Consider the following 13,970-nt stretch of genomic DNA (forward strand, 5'->3'; position numbering starts at 1 on the left):
CGGCACTACCGATACGGGCGTCAGCTCGACAGATGCTCGATCGCCGCCACCTTGCCCAGGCGCTCGCCCAGCATCGTCAGCAGCGCCAGGCGGTTGCCACGCAGCGCCGGATCCTCCGCGTTGACCATCACGCCATCGAAGAACGCGTCGACCTGCGGGCGCAGGCGCGCCAGGCGCGCCAGCACGGCCACGTAATCCTTCTGGTGCAGGCTGGCGCCGGTGTCATCGATGGCCGCGGTGACCGCCTCAGCCAGCGCGCGCTCGGCATCTTCCTGCAGCAGTGCCGGGTCGATCTGGGCCGGGATCTCGCCCTCGGCCTTGCGCAGGATGTTGCGGATACGCTTGTTGGCCGCGGCCAGCGCTTCGGCTTCCGGCAGCGCGGCGAAGGTGCCGATCGCATCCAGGCGGCGGTCAAAGTCATACAGCGAGGCGGGCTTCAGCTCCGCCACGGCGTTGAAGTGCGTGGCCGGCACGCCCTTGTCAGCGTAGTAGCCCTTCAGGCGGTCAAGGATGAAGTCGTACAGTTCGCCGATGTCGGCCTGCACGTTGCGCGCGGCCAGGCCGGCGTTGGCACTGGCCAGCAGCGCGCGCAGGTCCAGCTCGAAGCCGCTTTCGATGATCGTGCGGGCCAGGCCCAGCGCGTTGCGGCGCAGGGCGAACGGGTCCTTGTTGCCGGTCGGCTTCAGGCCTGCAGCAAAACCACCGGCCAGCGTATCCACGCGTTCGGCGATGGCCAGCACCTTGCCCAGCGGCGACAGCGCGATGTCATCACCACCGAAGCGCGGCTGGTAGGCCTCGTCGATGGCCAGCGCAACCTCGGCCGATTCACCACCTGCCACGGCGTAGTGGCGGCCGGCGATGCCCTGCAGTTCCGGGAATTCGTTGACCATGCGCGACTGCAGGTCGTTCTTGGCCAGCTCGGCAGCCCGCTTGGCCTGCGCCGGATCGGCACCGACCTGGGCTGCGATCACTTCGGCCAGTGCGGCCACGCGCGCCACCTTGTCGGCCACGCTGCCCAGCTTGGCCTGGTAGGTCACCGTCTTCAGGCCCTCACCCATCGACACCAGGCCCTGCTTCAGATCCTCGTCGAAGAAGAACTTGGCATCGGCGAAGCGCGGGCGGATCACCCGCTCGTAGCCCTTGGCCACTTCGGCCACGTTCTTCGACTCGATGTTGGCAATGCCGATGAACTTCTCGGTCAGCGTGCCGGCCGCATCCAGCACGGGGAAGAACTTCTGGTTGATTTCCATCGTCTCGATCAGCGCTTCCTGCGGCACCGCCAGGAACGCGGGCTCGAAGCTGCACAGCACTGCCGACGGCCATTCGACCAGGTTCACCACCTGCTCCAGGTTGTCCTCGGTGATGCGGGCACTGCCACCGGCCTTGGCTGCGGCAGCTTCGACCTCGGCGACGATGCGTGCGCGGCGCTCGCTCGGATCGACCAGCACGAACGCGGCGCGCAGCGCTTCAACGTAGTCCTGCGGCTGTGCCAGCGACACGGCCTGGTCGTGGTGGAAGCGGTGGCCACGGCTGACACGGCCGGCCTGCAGGCCGAACAGTTCGGCCTCGACCACAGTGGCACCGTGCAGCAGCACCAGCCAGTGCGCCGGGCGCGCGAAACCCCAGGCGTGATCGCCCCAGCGCATCGGCTTGGGAATCGGCATCGCCGCGATCGCCTCGCGCAGGATCTCCGGCAGCAGGCTGGCGGTGCTCGCGCCCGGGGTCACTGCGCGGTGCACGAAGCGCTCACCCTTGTTGTCGGTGGTCTTCTCCAGCGCGGTCCAGTCGATCCCGGCCTTGGCGGCGAAGCCCTGCAGGGCCTTGGTCGGCTGGCCTTCGGCGTCCAGCGCGATGTTCAGGTACGGGCCCAGCACTTCGCTGTGCTGTTCCGGCTGTTCCAGGCCGACGCCCGGCAGCAGCACGGCCAGGCGGCGCGGGGTGGACAGCGGGCGCGCATCGCCCAGTTCCAGCGCGATGCCACGCTTGCGCAGGCCTTCGACAACACCGTCAAAGAAGGCTTGGGCCAGGCCCGGCAGCGCCTTGACCGGCAACTCTTCGGTGCCCAGTTCAATCAGCAGGGGGGACAGTTGGCTCATCGTTTCAATCCTGTGGTGGGGGCGCAGCGCGCGACGCGTCCGGCGCCCCGGAGTAAGGGGGAGAGCGCGGCCTTCAGGCCTTCTTCGCGCCCGGGAAGCCCAGCTTCTCGCGCTGTTCGTAATACGCCTTGGCCACCGCCTGGGCCAGTGCGCGCACCCGCAGGATGTAGCGCTGGCGCTCGGTCACGCTGATCGCCCGGCGCGCATCGAGCAGGTTGAAGGTGTGGCTGGCCTTCATCACCTGCTCGTAGGCCGGCAGCGGCAGGCCTACTTCCACCAGCTTCTGCGCTTCGCGCTCGCAGGCGTCGAAACGGTGGAACATTTCTTCCACGTCGGCGTATTCGAAGTTGTAGGTGCTCTGCTCCACCTCGTTCTGGTGGTAGACGTCGCCGTAGGTCACCGGCTGGCCGTCCGGGCCGTAGGTCCAGACCAGGTCGTAGACGTTGTCGCAGTTCTGCAGGTACATGCACAGGCGCTCGAGACCATAGGTGATCTCGCCCAGCACCGGGCGGCATTCCAGGCCACCGGCCTGCTGGAAGTAGGTGAACTGGGTCACTTCCATGCCGTTGAGCCAGACTTCCCAGCCGAGGCCCCACGCGCCCAGCGTCGGCGATTCCCAGTTGTCCTCGACGAAGCGCAGGTCGTGCACCAGCGGATCGATGCCCAGTGCCTTCAGCGAATCCAGGTACAACTGCTGGATGTTGTCCGGCGCCGGCTTCATCGCCACCTGGTACTGGTAGTAGCGCTGCAGGCGGTTCGGGTTCTCACCGTAACGGCCATCGGTCGGGCGCCGCGACGGCTGCACGTAGGCCGCATTCCAGCTTTCCGGCCCGATCGCACGCAGGAAGGTGGCCGGGTGGAAGGTACCGGCACCCACCTCCAGGTCGAGCGGCTGGATGAGCACGCAGCCCTGCTGGGCCCAGAACTGGTTCAGGGTCTGGATCAGGCCCTGGAAGGTGATCGGAACGGTCGGGGTCGCGGACATGCGTACGAGTCTTGGCCGGCAAGGGGGTGCGCTAGTATAACGGCCGACCTGCGGGGCATTCCGTACCCGGGAGGAGCAGGCAGATGGAACATCGGCTGCCGGTGGGCACGCCCGGCGAGCCAGGCGGCGTCCCGCTGCCGTGGGGCCGCCTGCATTTCGAGCAGGTGGGTGCGGCGCTGCTGGCCGACGGCCTGGTCGCCGAGCACGAGGGCGAGCGCATGCGGTTTTCTGCACAGGGCGCGCGCAATGCCAGTGAAGTGCACCCGCTGGTGCTGCTGTCCAACCTCAAGCTGGCCACCCGCGACGGCGGCGAACTGACCCTGGAACGCCTGACCGAATGGCTGGCCCAACGCACCGGCAACCGCTACCTGCGCATCGATCCGACCCGGGTCGACGTCGCTGCGGTCACCGCGCTGGTCTCCCACGCCTATGCCCGTCGCCACCGCTTCCTGCCGCTGGCAGTGGATGCCGAACGGGTGCTGGTGGCCACCAGCGAGCCGCTGGTGCAGGAATGGCGTCGTGACCTGCAGCACCTGACCCGCCGCCGCATCGAGCTGGCGGTGGTCAATCCGCTGGACCTGCACCGCTACACCATGGAGTTCTACGGGGTGACCCGTTCGGTGCGTGGCGCGCGCGGCGACGTCCGCGGCGAGGCCAACACCACCCTGCCCAGCTTCGAGCAGCTGGTCGAGCTGGGCCGCACCGGCGACGTCAATGCCGACGACCAGCACATCGTGCACATCGTCGACTGGCTGCTGCAGTACGCCTACGAACAGCGCGCCTCGGACATCCATCTGGAGCCGCGTCGCGAGATGGGCCGCATGCGCTTCCGCATCGACGGCGTGCTGCACAAGGTGTTCGAGGTGCCGCCAGCGGTGATGACCGCGGTGGTCAGCCGTATCAAGGTGCTCGGCCGCATGGACCTGGCCGAGCGGCGGCGCCCGCAGGATGGCCGCATCAAGACCCGCTCGCCGGGTGGCCGCGAGGTCGAGATGCGCCTGTCGACCATGCCCACCGCCTTCGGCGAGAAGTGCGTGATGCGCATCTTCGACCCGGATGCCGCGTTCAAGAGCATCGACCAGCTCGGTTTCAGCCCGCAGGAGGTCGCCGGCTGGAATGCGCTGGTCGAGCGGCCGCACGGCATCGTGCTGGTCACCGGTCCAACCGGCTCGGGCAAGACCACCACCCTGTATTCCACGCTGAAGCGGCTGGCCACGCCGGACGTGAACGTGTGCACGGTGGAGGACCCGATCGAGATGATCGCGCCGGAGTTCAACCAGATGCAGGTGCAGGCCAACATCGACCTGGACTTCGCCAGCGGCGTGCGCACCCTGCTGCGGCAGGACCCGGACATCATCATGATCGGCGAGATCCGCGACCTGGAGACCGCGCAGATGGCGGTCCAGGCCTCGCTGACCGGCCACCTGGTGCTGTCCACCCTGCATACCAACGACGCGCCCTCGGCGGTCACCCGCCTGCTCGACCTGGGCGTGCCGCACTACCTGCTCGCCAGCACCCTCAACGGCATCCTCGCCCAGCGCCTGGTGCGCACGCTGTGCCCGCACTGCAAGCAGCCGCACACCCTTGGTGCTGCCGACTGGGCGGTGCTGGCTGATAGCGATGGCGCATATCCAGATGCCGCCACGCCCTGTCGGCCGGTTGGCTGCCTGGAGTGCCGGCGCACCGGATTCCTTGGCCGCATCGGCCTGTATGAGTTGCTGCCATTGGGCTCGCGGCTTCGCGGGCAGATCCGCGCCGACATGGATCTGGCCGGTTTCAGCCGTGCCGCACGTGCTGAAGGGCTGCGGACCCTGCGCCAGGCCGGGCTTGAAAAGGTGGCGCAGGGGCTGACTACAATCGAGGAAGTCCTGTCAGTACTGCCGCCCCCGGATGAATCCAGCCCCGTTCCTGATCGTTGAAACCGGCCGACCGGTGCCGCCGCTGCGCCGCTATGGGCGCTTTCCACACTGGATTCGCGTCGCCGCCGGACTGGAAGAACACGAGACGGTGGTGGTCGATGTCGAACACGGTGATGCCCTGCCCGATCCGCATGCCTTTGCTGGCGTGCTGGTGACCGGCTCGGCCGCCTTCGTCACCGACCACGCCGACTGGAGCGAGCGTAGCGCCGCATGGCTGCGCCAGACTGCCCACGCCGGTCTGCCAGTGTTCGGCATCTGCTATGGCCATCAGTTGCTGGCCCATGCGCTGGGGGGCGAGGTGGCCTACAACCCGGCTGGCCGCGAGTCCGGCACGATCGAACTGGAACTGCAGCCGCAGGCGGCACAGGACCCGTTGTTCCAGGGCCTGCCGCAGCATTTCGCCGCCCACGCCACCCACCTGCAGACCGTGCTGCGTGCGCCCGAGGGTGCCCAGGTGCTGGCACGCTCGCCGCTGGATGGCTGCCATGCATTCCGCTGGGGCCGCCACGCCTGGGGGGTGCAGTTCCATCCGGAATTCGCCACCCACCACATGCGCGGCTACGTGCGTGCCCGCGCCGACTGCATCGGTCGCCACGGCGGCTGCGCCCGCACCATCGAGCGCGCAGTCAGCGCCGCGCCGCTGGCCCGCCAGCTGTTGCGCCGTTTCGTGCGCCAGGCGCGGCTGTCTTCAGCCCAGCCGATGGCAAAACAGGGATAATCGGCGGCACGGGCAGCCGCCCGGCCCCTCCTGTCCCTCCCGGATGTCCATGAAAGAGATTCGCAAGCTGCCGGCTTCGGCGGGCGCCCAGTGGTTGCTGGATACGTTCTCCCTGTACCGGCGTGCGCCGCTGCAGCTGGCCCGGATCGGCCTGGCCTGGCTGCTGGTGAGCTGGCTGGTCACCCTGTTGTCCACGCTGATTCCCGGCGCGGCAGGCATGGCCGTGCAGCTGATGACCCTGGCCATCTCGCCGATCATGTTCGGCGGCATGCTCTACGCCGTGGGCGAGATCGACGAAGGCCGCCCGGGCCTGGCCTCGCACTTGCTGCAGCCGATCCGCGACCACCGCGTCAGCCACCTGCTGGTGCCGCTGGCGATCCAAGTGCTGGCGGTACTGCTGCTGGGCGCGCTGCTGTTCATGATGATCGGTCGCGAGGGCTTCACCGCCTTCAGCGAGGTCATGACCAAGATGGAAGAGATCAGCCGCAGTGGCCAGCAGATCAAGCCGGACGATGCCGCCGCGCTGGTCGCCAACCTGCCGGCAAAGCGCATTGCGCTGTGGATGCTGCTGGTGTTCCTGAGCGCGGTGGCGCTGTCGCTGGCGATGTTCACCCAGCCGGCGCTGGTGGTGTTCGACAAGCAGAGCGGCATGCATGCGCTGCGCCTGAGCCTGCAGGGCTGCATCGAAAACATCGGCGCGATGATCGTGTTCGCCGCACTCGGCCTGATCGCCGCGTTCTGCATGTACATCCTGTTCGTGATCGTGATCCAGATCGCAATGCTGATCGGTGGTCCGCTGGCTGCGGCCTTCATCGCCCAGCTGGTACTGACCACGGTGCTGATGCCGCTGTACGTCGGTGCGGTCTACGCCGCGTGGAAGCAGATGTTCGTGCATCGCGGCAGCCGTGCAGCGCCGCCGATCCCGACCACGCCGACCTCGAGCGACGTGTTCCACGCCTGACCGGTCCCACCGGGAGCGCCGGGCCATGCCCGGCGGTGGCATCACATCGCACCCCGCACGCCGGGCATGGCCCGGCGCTACCGCATCACGCGGCGGGTTTCTTCACTACCGACGACGGCACCAGCCAGCGCGCGGCGTGGATGCCCAGCTCGTACAGCAGGCACATCGGGATCGCCAGCATCAGCTGCGAGACCACGTCCGGCGGAGTCAGCACTGCGGCTACCACGAAGATGCCGACGATTGCGTAGCCACGGCCTTCCTTGAACTGCTGCGGCGTCACCCAGCCCAGCAGCACCAGGATCACCATCGCCACCGGCAGTTCGAAGCTGCCGCCGAAGGCGAAGAAGATCGCCAGCACGAAATCCAGGTAGGCGTTCGCATCCGGGGTGATCGCGATCACGTCCGGGCTGAAGGTGGTGAGGAAGTGGAACACCGCCGGCAGCACCAGGAAGTAGGCGAAGGCGCAGCCGATGTAGAACAGCAGCACCGACGACACCAGCAGCGGTACGGCCAGGCGTTTCTCACGCGCGTACAGGCCCGGGGCAACAAACGCCCACAACTGGTACAGCAGCCACGGCACCGCCACGAACAGGGCGACGAAGAAGGTCAGCTTCAGCGGGGCGAAGAAGGCGCCGGCCGGGTTGGTGGCGATCATCGTCTGCCCGTTCGGCAGCTGCGACACCAGCGGTTCGGCCAGTGCGTTGTACAGCTTCTGGGTAAACGGCAGCAGCGCCAGCAGCACCACGCCCAGGCCCAGCAATGCGCGCACCAGGCGGCCGCGCAGTTCCACCAGATGCTCGACCAGCGAGCTTTCGCCGAAATCCTGTTCACTCATGGCTGGCGCTCCGTGCTCTGCGGCGGCGGTGTCGCGGCTGCTTCAGCGGGCGCGTCTGCAGCCGCCCCGGCAACGGCGCCAGCCTGGGCCGGTGGGTCCACGCCGGGCTGGGCAATCATGTGCGGCGGCAGATCGGCCTGCGCCGGTGCTCGCACTTCCTGCGCCAGATCGTCGCCCTGCTGCCGCGCCTGCTGGGCCTGGCGACGGAGCGCTTCGCCACTGGCGCGCAGCTGGTTCTCGGTGTCCTGCATGCCTTGGCGCACGTCCTGCATCTGCCGCTTGATCTCTTCGGCGTGCAGTTCGCGCTCCAGTTCCTGTTTCACCGAATCCCACTGGTTGCGGGCACGACGCACCCACAGGCCGGCGAAGCGGGCCGCCTTGGGCAGGCGCTCGGGACCGAGCACCACCAGAGCGACCACGGCAATCACCAGCAGTTCGCTGAAGCCGATATCGAACACCGCGACCGCTCCGGATCAGCGTGGGTTGCGGTCGTGCTCGTCCTGCACGGTGCGCGAGGCATCCTGGCTGCGCGACTCGTCGCCCAGCTGCGCGTTCGGCTTGTCGTCGTCGCGCATGCCCTTCTTGAATTCCTTGACCGCCGAGCCGAGGTCCTTGGCGCCACTGGTCAGGCGCTTGGTGCCGAACACCAGCAGGACGATGGCCAGCACGACCAACCAATGCCAGATGCTGAAACTGCCCATAAAGACGCTCGTTACGTTAGTGATCAGGCTGTCGAGCATAGCGCACCGGCTGTAAGCCGGCGCGCGTGACGAAAGTCAGTTCCCGCCCAGCGTTTCCGTGCGGATTTCGCCGTCATTGACCGGCTGGAAGCCCTGCTGCTGCGGTGGCGGGGTCTGCGGCACGTTCTGCAGCGGCGCCGTGGTGGCTTCCGCCGGGGCGGCCGGTGCTGCCTGAACAGGCGCCGGCGCAACCGCCGGGGCCGCTGCCGGACGCGGTGCGCTGCCGTTGCCGCTGCGGTTGCTGCGTGCAGCGTAGGTGGCCTCTTCCAGGCGGTCACGGAAGGCCACCACATCCATCGACGGCGAACCGGCAGCGCGGCCTTCGAAGATCATGCGCGGCGTGGTGTTGCTGCCGTAGGCATCCAGATTGGCGGCATCATCGATCTGCAGCACCGCACCATCCAGCGCGACGCCGGCAAACAGGCCGCGCGCGCGCGACCAGGACCAGATCTCGGCCTTCAGCTGGCCGTCGGTGGCAGCGGCGGCATTGCGGCCGACCGGGCCGGCGGCGACACCGGCATCGGCGCCCAGCGTGAACTTGCCATTGACCAGGTTGTCCAGGCTGCGGTCGTTGCGGAACACCAGCACCACGTCCGAGGACTGCACGCCGGCCTGGAAGCCGATGCTGCCGCCGGTCAGCTTCACGAACACCGGATTGGACCAGGCGCCGTTGGGCATGCGCACCGACATCAGGCCGTGGCCACGACGACCACCAATGACCAGACCGGCCTTGATCGTGTCGGGAATGACGATGACCGCGCGGCCTTCGTCGAGCAGTTTGTCCGGAATGCCCTGTTCGGGGATTTCCTGGATTTCAGCAAGCACGCGCACGGCATTGCGCGCACGCTGGTCTTCCTGCGGTCCGGCCATGGCCTGGCTGGACAGCAGGCTGGCGGCGATCAGCAGGGCTTGGATCGGGCGACGCATGGCAGGCTCCAGAAGTCAGTCCATAGGAAGATATAGCAAGTGACTGAAATTAGTAGCGTTGTCATGAATCCCCAATGAGCGTTCCCTGCTCACATTGATGCGCGCTATGCCTGCAATCCGAACCCTGCATCCCGGCACGGCGCCGGATCGGCGACAATACCGCCCATGCTCGACGCACCCGATACCGCCGTGCTGGCGGTCAACCTAGGCACGCCCGAGACGCCGACGGCCCCCGCCGTACGCCGTTACCTGGCCGAATTCCTGTCCGACCGCCGCGTGGTCGCGATCCCGCCACTGCTGTGGCAGCCGCTGCTGCGCGGACTGATCCTGCCCCTGCGCAGCAGTCGTTCGGCGGCCAAGTACGCCCAGGTCTGGCTGCCCGACGGCTCACCGCTGATGGTGCATACACGCCAGCTGGCGCAGGCCATGCAGGCCCTGTTGCCGACCCTGACAGTGCGCCATGCGATGCGTTACGGCGAACCGGCGCTGGCCAGCGAGCTCGACCGCCTGGCAGCCGACGGCGCGCGCCGCATCGTGGTGCTGCCGCTGTACCCGCAGTACTCCACCACCACCACCGCCTCGGTCGAAGACCGCGTCGATGCGTGGCAGCGCCGCAACCCAGGCGTAACCGTCAGCCTGGTGCGCGATTACTCGGTCGATCCAGGCTGGGTCGAGGCCGTGGCCGGATCGATCCGCCGCTACTGGGAGCAGCACGGTCGCGGCCGGAAACTGATGTTCTCCTTCCATGGCATCCCACAGCGCCTGGCCGACGCGGGCGACCCGTATCCGCAGCGCTGCGAGGCAAGCGCGCAGGCCATCGCCCACGCACTGGGTCTGGGCAGGGACGACTGGCAGATGGGTTACCAGTCGCGCTTCGGCCGCGAGCGCTGGCTGCAGCCGTATGCCGAGCCCAGCCTGTGGGCGCTGGCCGAATCCGGCGTGAAGCAGATCGACGTGGTCTGCCCGGGCTTTGCCACCGATTGCCTGGAAACGCTGGAGGAAGTGGCGCTGGGCTTCACCGAGACGCTGGCCGAGCGCGGCGCGACGATGCGCTACATCCCCTGCCTCAACGCCGATCCGGAACACGCTCGCGCCCTGGCGCGGCTGGCCGTGGCCTCGCTGGCATGAGTCTGCAGCCGTTTGAACTGGAGGTCGGTGGCGCGCGCGTCGCCGGCCTGCGCAATCACGGCGACGGCCCGCGCGTGCTGGCCCTGCATGGCTGGCTCGACAATGCGGCCAGCTTCGTGCCGCTGGCGCCGCACCTGTCGCCGTTGCAGCTGGTGGCCATCGACCTGCCCGGGCATGGCCACAGCGCGCACCTGCCGGCCGGTGCCAGCTACACCACGGCCGCCGCGATCTGCCACGTACTCGATGTCGCCGACGCGCTGGGCTGGGACCGCTTCAGTCTGCTCGGTCATTCAATGGGCGCCGGCATCGCCAGTCTCACCGCCTCGGTCAGCGACCGCGTCGAGCGGCTGGTGGCGATCGAAGCACTGGGCGGCCTGCGTGGCCCCGAGGAAGAAACGGCCAACCGTCTGCGTGAACATGTAAACGCCACGCGGGGACTGGCACGCAAGCAGTTGCGCGTGTTCCCTGACCTGGCCGCGCCGATCCGTGCGCGGATGATGACCAACCAGCTCAGCGAAGGATGCGCACGGCTGCTGGTCGAGCGGGGCGTGGAACCGGTCGAGGGCGGCTACCGCTGGTGCAGCGATCCGCGGCTGATGCTGCCCACCGCGATCCGCCTCAGCGAAGGCCAGATCGACAACCTGCTGCAGGCCATCGCCTGCCCGACGCAGGTAATCTATGCCACGCCTGCGCAGTCCTACTACCCCGAGCCGATGCGCAGCGAGCGCCTGCAGCACCTGCGCAACGGGCGGCTGGCGGTGTTTCCCGGCAACCATCACCTGCACATGGAAAACCCGGAACAGATCGCAGACGTGATACTGCACTTCTTCAGCAACGACAACGCCGGCTGAGTCGCGGCGTCCGCGCACTTCACTCCGCGCAGTTGCGGCCGATACATCAGTTGCGGGCCCCTGCGCCCGCCGCACGCGGACCCGGTCGGGCCTGCGGCGTGTGTCTGGTCCTGCAAGGAAGTCCGCATGCCCGCTCTGCTGCACCGTCATCCACAGGATGTGGCCACGGTGCCACGTCTGCCCGTCGCTGATCGCGTCGCATTCCCCGAATTCCCGGCACCCGCCCTCGTCACGCCCTGCTGCGTGCGTTGCGGCGTGGCCGTTGTCTTTAGCTGACCCAGGAGTCGCCGATGTCCGTTGCATCCTCCCGTCCCCCCGATACCGCCCGCCTGCCGCATCTGCAGCAGCTCGCGCGCCGCGCTGACCGCCGCCTGCTGATCGGCAGCGGGATATTGGCTATGGCTGCCCTGGTGCTGGCGCTGCGTGGGCCGCAGGCACAAGCCGCCGCGTTGGCGGCCGTCGCCGTATTGCCAGCCGCGTGGTTGGGCGGCCCCCAGGCGGGCCGGGCCGTCGCCCGCAACGGTCTGGCGTTGCTGTTGTCGCTGCAGCTGGCCGTGTTGTGCGCGATCATCAGCCTGTCACCGGCATTGCCGATTGCCCTGCTGCTGGGCGTGCTGCTGGGCCACCGTGATCGCCTTCCGGTGTGGCTGGCCGGTGGCGTCGGTACGCTCTCCCTGCTGGCACCGCTGCTGGACGGTACTGCGCTGTGGCCGGCGCTGCTGCAGGCCGCGATGCTGGCCGGCCTGACCCTGTTCCTTGGCCAGGTCGCACTGCGGCTCCGCCAGCAGACCGAAGCACTCGGCCACGGTCCCCGCCGGCTGGCCGCGCTGGCGCGCGACATCGCCACCGGCGCCGATCTTGGTGCACATGCTGACACCACCGCCTACGCACCAGGTTCGCTGGCCCATGCGCTGGCCGACACCGCACGCCATGTGCAGGCCCAGCGTGGACGCGAAGCGGAGGCACACGCCGAGAACGCGCAGATCCGCCAGGCCCTCGATGCCTCGCGCACCGCGATGATGATTGCCGACAACGATCACGTGATCCGCTACGTGAACCGCTCGGTGGTGGCCCTGCTGCGTAACCAGCAGGCAACGTTGCGCCAGGCCTTCCCCGATTTCGATGCCGAGCGCCTGGTCGGTAGCAGCATCCATCGCTTCCACGCCAACCCGGACCGGATCCGCGCCATCCTCAATGGCCTGCAGGTCAGCCACAACGGCAAGGTACAGATCGGCCCGGTGCACTTCGCACAGGTGGTTACTCCGGTCTTCGACGCACAGGGCGTGCGCCTGGGCTTCGCCGTGGAGTGGCATGACCGTACCCATGAGCTCGCGTTGGAGAACGCCGTCGCCGGCATCGTCGCGGCCGCCGCCGCCGGCGACCTCGACCAGCGCCTGCAGGCAACCGAAGGTGCCAGCTTCCTCGATGGCCTCACCGGTGGCATCAACCAGTTGCTGGATACGTTGGGCAGTACGGTTGACGAGGTGCGGCAGATGCTCTCGGCGCTGGCCAGCGGCGACCTCGATCGACGCATGCATGGTGAGTATCACGGCGCCTTTGCCGCGATCCAGCGCGATGCCAACGCCACCGCCGGCCAGCTGGCGCGCATGGTGGGCCGTATCCAGCAGTGCGCGTCCTCGATCAGCACCGCTGCGAGCGAAATCGCTGCGGGCAATGGCGCGCTGTCCGAGCGCAGCGAGCGCCAGGCAGCGCACCTGCAGGAAACCGCCGCTTCGATGGAAGAGCTGACCGCCACCGTGCGCCAGAACGCTGCCCATGCGCGCGAGGCGAGCCAGCTGGCAATCACCACCCAGAGCGCCGCCAGCGACGGCAACGTCGCCATGCAGCGAGTCGTCGACACCATGCAGGCGATCGAGGGAGCCTCGAAGCGGATCGGCGACATCACTGGCGTGATCGATGGCATCGCCTTCCAGACCAATATCCTCGCGCTCAACGCGGCAGTGGAGGCCGCCCGTGCCGGCGAGCAGGGCCGCGGCTTCGCGGTGGTGGCCAGCGAGGTGCGCGTGCTGGCGCAGCGCTCCGCCGCCGCCGCACAGGAAATCAAGAAGCTGATCGATGAGGCGGGTCGCCAGGTGGGCGAAGGTGCCCAGCTGGTGGCCGATGCGGGCCAGCGGATGCAGGGCATTGTCGGGGGCGTTGAGAATGTCAGCCACCTGATGCACGAGATCTCGGCGGCATCTCAGGAGCAGTCGGTTGGCATCGAGCAGATCAACCAGACCGTGGTGCAGATGGATCAGGCCACGCAGCAGAATGCGGCGCTGGTGGAGGAGGCCACCGCTGCCGCACGTGAGCTGCAGTCGCAGGCTGGGACGCTGACTGAAGCGGTGTCGGTCTTCCGCCAGCAGGAAGCACACGAGGTCCCGCGGGCCGCCTGATCAGGGTCTGCCAAGCGAGTGGATGAGGACGGCGCCCGCAGGGCGCCGTCTTTTTATGCGTGACCTGCCCCTGGTAGTGCCGGCCGCTGGCCGGCAACCGATTGCTGTGTGGGCCTGCTGTTGGTAGCGGCCAACCTTGGTTGGCACCGCTGCTCCTCGCAGGGGGTATCCACGCATGGCGTGGATCTACCGGGCGATGTAACGCCATCGGGTTGCCGGCCAGCGGCCGGCACTACCGGCGTTTGCTACGCACAAAGAAAAACCCCGCTGCGTGAGCAGCGGGGTTTTGGGTGTAAACCCTGGCGATGACCTACTCTCGCATGGCTTGAGCCACACTACCATCGGCGCAGCTGCGTTTCACTTCCGAGTTCGGGATGGGATCGGGTGGTTCCACAGCGCTAATTTCACCAGGGA

At 68.0% G+C, this 13,970-nt stretch carries 12 protein-coding genes and 1 rRNA gene; 6 read left to right on the top strand and 7 right to left on the bottom strand.

Annotated elements, in window-relative coordinates:
• Positions 1–20: 20 nt before the first annotated feature.
• Entirely contained in the window at positions 21–2,096 is a 2,076-nt protein-coding gene (gene glyS / locus AC5P8J_RS12450) for a glycine--tRNA ligase subunit beta (protein ID WP_227853707.1), read from the bottom strand.
• 73 nt (positions 2,097–2,169) lie between these two features.
• Positions 2,170–3,081, bottom strand: a complete 912-nt coding sequence (gene glyQ, locus AC5P8J_RS12455; protein WP_019661767.1) for a glycine--tRNA ligase subunit alpha — start codon at positions 3,079–3,081, stop codon at positions 2,170–2,172.
• Positions 3,082–3,164: 83 nt separating this feature from the next.
• On the opposite strand from glyQ, the gene AC5P8J_RS12460 reads away from it, so the two are divergent.
• From AC5P8J_RS12460 to AC5P8J_RS12470, 3 genes are read left to right on the top strand one after another with little or no spacing between them, the layout of a single operon-like run.
• Positions 3,165–5,000 (top strand): GspE/PulE family protein, encoded by a 1,836-nt coding sequence (locus tag AC5P8J_RS12460; RefSeq protein ID WP_227853706.1) that lies wholly within the window; start codon positions 3,165–3,167, stop codon positions 4,998–5,000.
• Positions 4,972–5,718: a glutamine amidotransferase gene (locus AC5P8J_RS12465; protein WP_134732171.1), complete on the top strand. Its 747-nt coding sequence runs from the start codon at positions 4,972–4,974 to the stop codon at positions 5,716–5,718. The genes AC5P8J_RS12460 and AC5P8J_RS12465 overlap by 29 nt, the downstream gene beginning before the upstream one ends.
• A 49-nt stretch (positions 5,719–5,767) precedes the next feature.
• The gene (locus tag AC5P8J_RS12470; protein ID WP_019661770.1) at positions 5,768–6,679 is read left to right on the top strand and encodes a BPSS1780 family membrane protein; all 912 of its coding nucleotides are present in this window, start codon (positions 5,768–5,770) and stop codon (positions 6,677–6,679) included.
• Positions 6,680–6,764: 85 nt separating this feature from the next.
• Here AC5P8J_RS12470 and tatC read toward each other — a convergent pair whose 3' ends face one another.
• From tatC to AC5P8J_RS12490, 4 genes are all read right to left on the bottom strand, one after another.
• A complete protein-coding gene (gene tatC, locus AC5P8J_RS12475; protein ID WP_058979271.1) occupies positions 6,765–7,514 on the bottom strand; it encodes a twin-arginine translocase subunit TatC in 750 nt (249 codons plus the stop codon).
• Positions 7,511–7,972 (bottom strand): Sec-independent protein translocase protein TatB, encoded by a 462-nt coding sequence (gene tatB, locus AC5P8J_RS12480; protein ID WP_019661771.1) that lies wholly within the window; start codon positions 7,970–7,972, stop codon positions 7,511–7,513. The genes tatC and tatB overlap by 4 nt, the downstream gene beginning before the upstream one ends.
• 15 nt (positions 7,973–7,987) lie before the next feature.
• Complete coding sequence (gene tatA, locus AC5P8J_RS12485; RefSeq protein ID WP_026347229.1) at positions 7,988–8,215, bottom strand: Sec-independent protein translocase subunit TatA; 228 nt, start codon at positions 8,213–8,215, stop codon at positions 7,988–7,990.
• Between the two features lie 75 nt (positions 8,216–8,290).
• Complete coding sequence (locus AC5P8J_RS12490; protein ID WP_019661773.1) at positions 8,291–9,181, bottom strand: lipid-binding SYLF domain-containing protein; 891 nt, start codon at positions 9,179–9,181, stop codon at positions 8,291–8,293.
• Between the two features lie 165 nt (positions 9,182–9,346).
• Here AC5P8J_RS12490 and hemH point away from each other — a divergent pair, with 165 nt between their 5' ends.
• The 3 genes from hemH (at position 9,347) to AC5P8J_RS12505 (ending at position 13,556) form a co-directional block, all read left to right on the top strand.
• Positions 9,347–10,309: a ferrochelatase gene (hemH, locus tag AC5P8J_RS12495; RefSeq protein WP_019661774.1), complete on the top strand. Its 963-nt coding sequence runs from the start codon at positions 9,347–9,349 to the stop codon at positions 10,307–10,309.
• Positions 10,306–11,160, top strand: a complete 855-nt coding sequence (locus tag AC5P8J_RS12500; RefSeq protein ID WP_019661775.1) for an alpha/beta fold hydrolase — start codon at positions 10,306–10,308, stop codon at positions 11,158–11,160. Before hemH ends, AC5P8J_RS12500 begins: the two co-directional genes overlap by 4 nt.
• A gap of 290 nt (positions 11,161–11,450) precedes the next feature.
• Positions 11,451–13,556: a methyl-accepting chemotaxis protein gene (locus AC5P8J_RS12505; RefSeq protein WP_021204699.1), complete on the top strand. Its 2,106-nt coding sequence runs from the start codon at positions 11,451–11,453 to the stop codon at positions 13,554–13,556.
• 297 nt (positions 13,557–13,853) lie between these two features.
• Here the strand turns inward: AC5P8J_RS12505 and rrf are convergent.
• Positions 13,854–13,968: ribosomal RNA gene (gene rrf / locus AC5P8J_RS12510) — 5S ribosomal RNA — on the bottom strand.
• Between the last annotated feature and the right edge of the window lie 2 nt (positions 13,969–13,970).

The organism is Stenotrophomonas sp. YJH_SMC_37 (assembly GCF_059370035.1).

Excerpts from the sequence above, each read along its gene's own strand:
- glyS (WP_227853707.1), bottom strand. The coding sequence starts at position 2,096 with ATGAGCCAACTGTCCCCCCTGCTGATTGAACTGGGCACCGAAGAGTTG.
- glyQ (WP_019661767.1), bottom strand. The coding sequence starts at position 3,081 with ATGTCCGCGACCCCGACCGTTCCGATCACCTTCCAGGGCCTGATCCAG.
- AC5P8J_RS12460 (WP_227853706.1), top strand. The coding sequence starts at position 3,165 with ATGGAACATCGGCTGCCGGTGGGCACGCCCGGCGAGCCAGGCGGCGTC.
- AC5P8J_RS12465 (WP_134732171.1), top strand. The coding sequence starts at position 4,972 with ATGAATCCAGCCCCGTTCCTGATCGTTGAAACCGGCCGACCGGTGCCG.
- AC5P8J_RS12470 (WP_019661770.1), top strand. The coding sequence starts at position 5,768 with ATGAAAGAGATTCGCAAGCTGCCGGCTTCGGCGGGCGCCCAGTGGTTG.
- tatC (WP_058979271.1), bottom strand. The coding sequence starts at position 7,514 with ATGAGTGAACAGGATTTCGGCGAAAGCTCGCTGGTCGAGCATCTGGTG.
- tatA (WP_026347229.1), bottom strand. The coding sequence starts at position 8,215 with ATGGGCAGTTTCAGCATCTGGCATTGGTTGGTCGTGCTGGCCATCGTC.
- AC5P8J_RS12490 (WP_019661773.1), bottom strand. The coding sequence starts at position 9,181 with ATGCGTCGCCCGATCCAAGCCCTGCTGATCGCCGCCAGCCTGCTGTCC.
- hemH (WP_019661774.1), top strand. The coding sequence starts at position 9,347 with ATGCTCGACGCACCCGATACCGCCGTGCTGGCGGTCAACCTAGGCACG.
- AC5P8J_RS12500 (WP_019661775.1), top strand. The coding sequence starts at position 10,306 with ATGAGTCTGCAGCCGTTTGAACTGGAGGTCGGTGGCGCGCGCGTCGCC.
- AC5P8J_RS12505 (WP_021204699.1), top strand. The coding sequence starts at position 11,451 with ATGTCCGTTGCATCCTCCCGTCCCCCCGATACCGCCCGCCTGCCGCAT.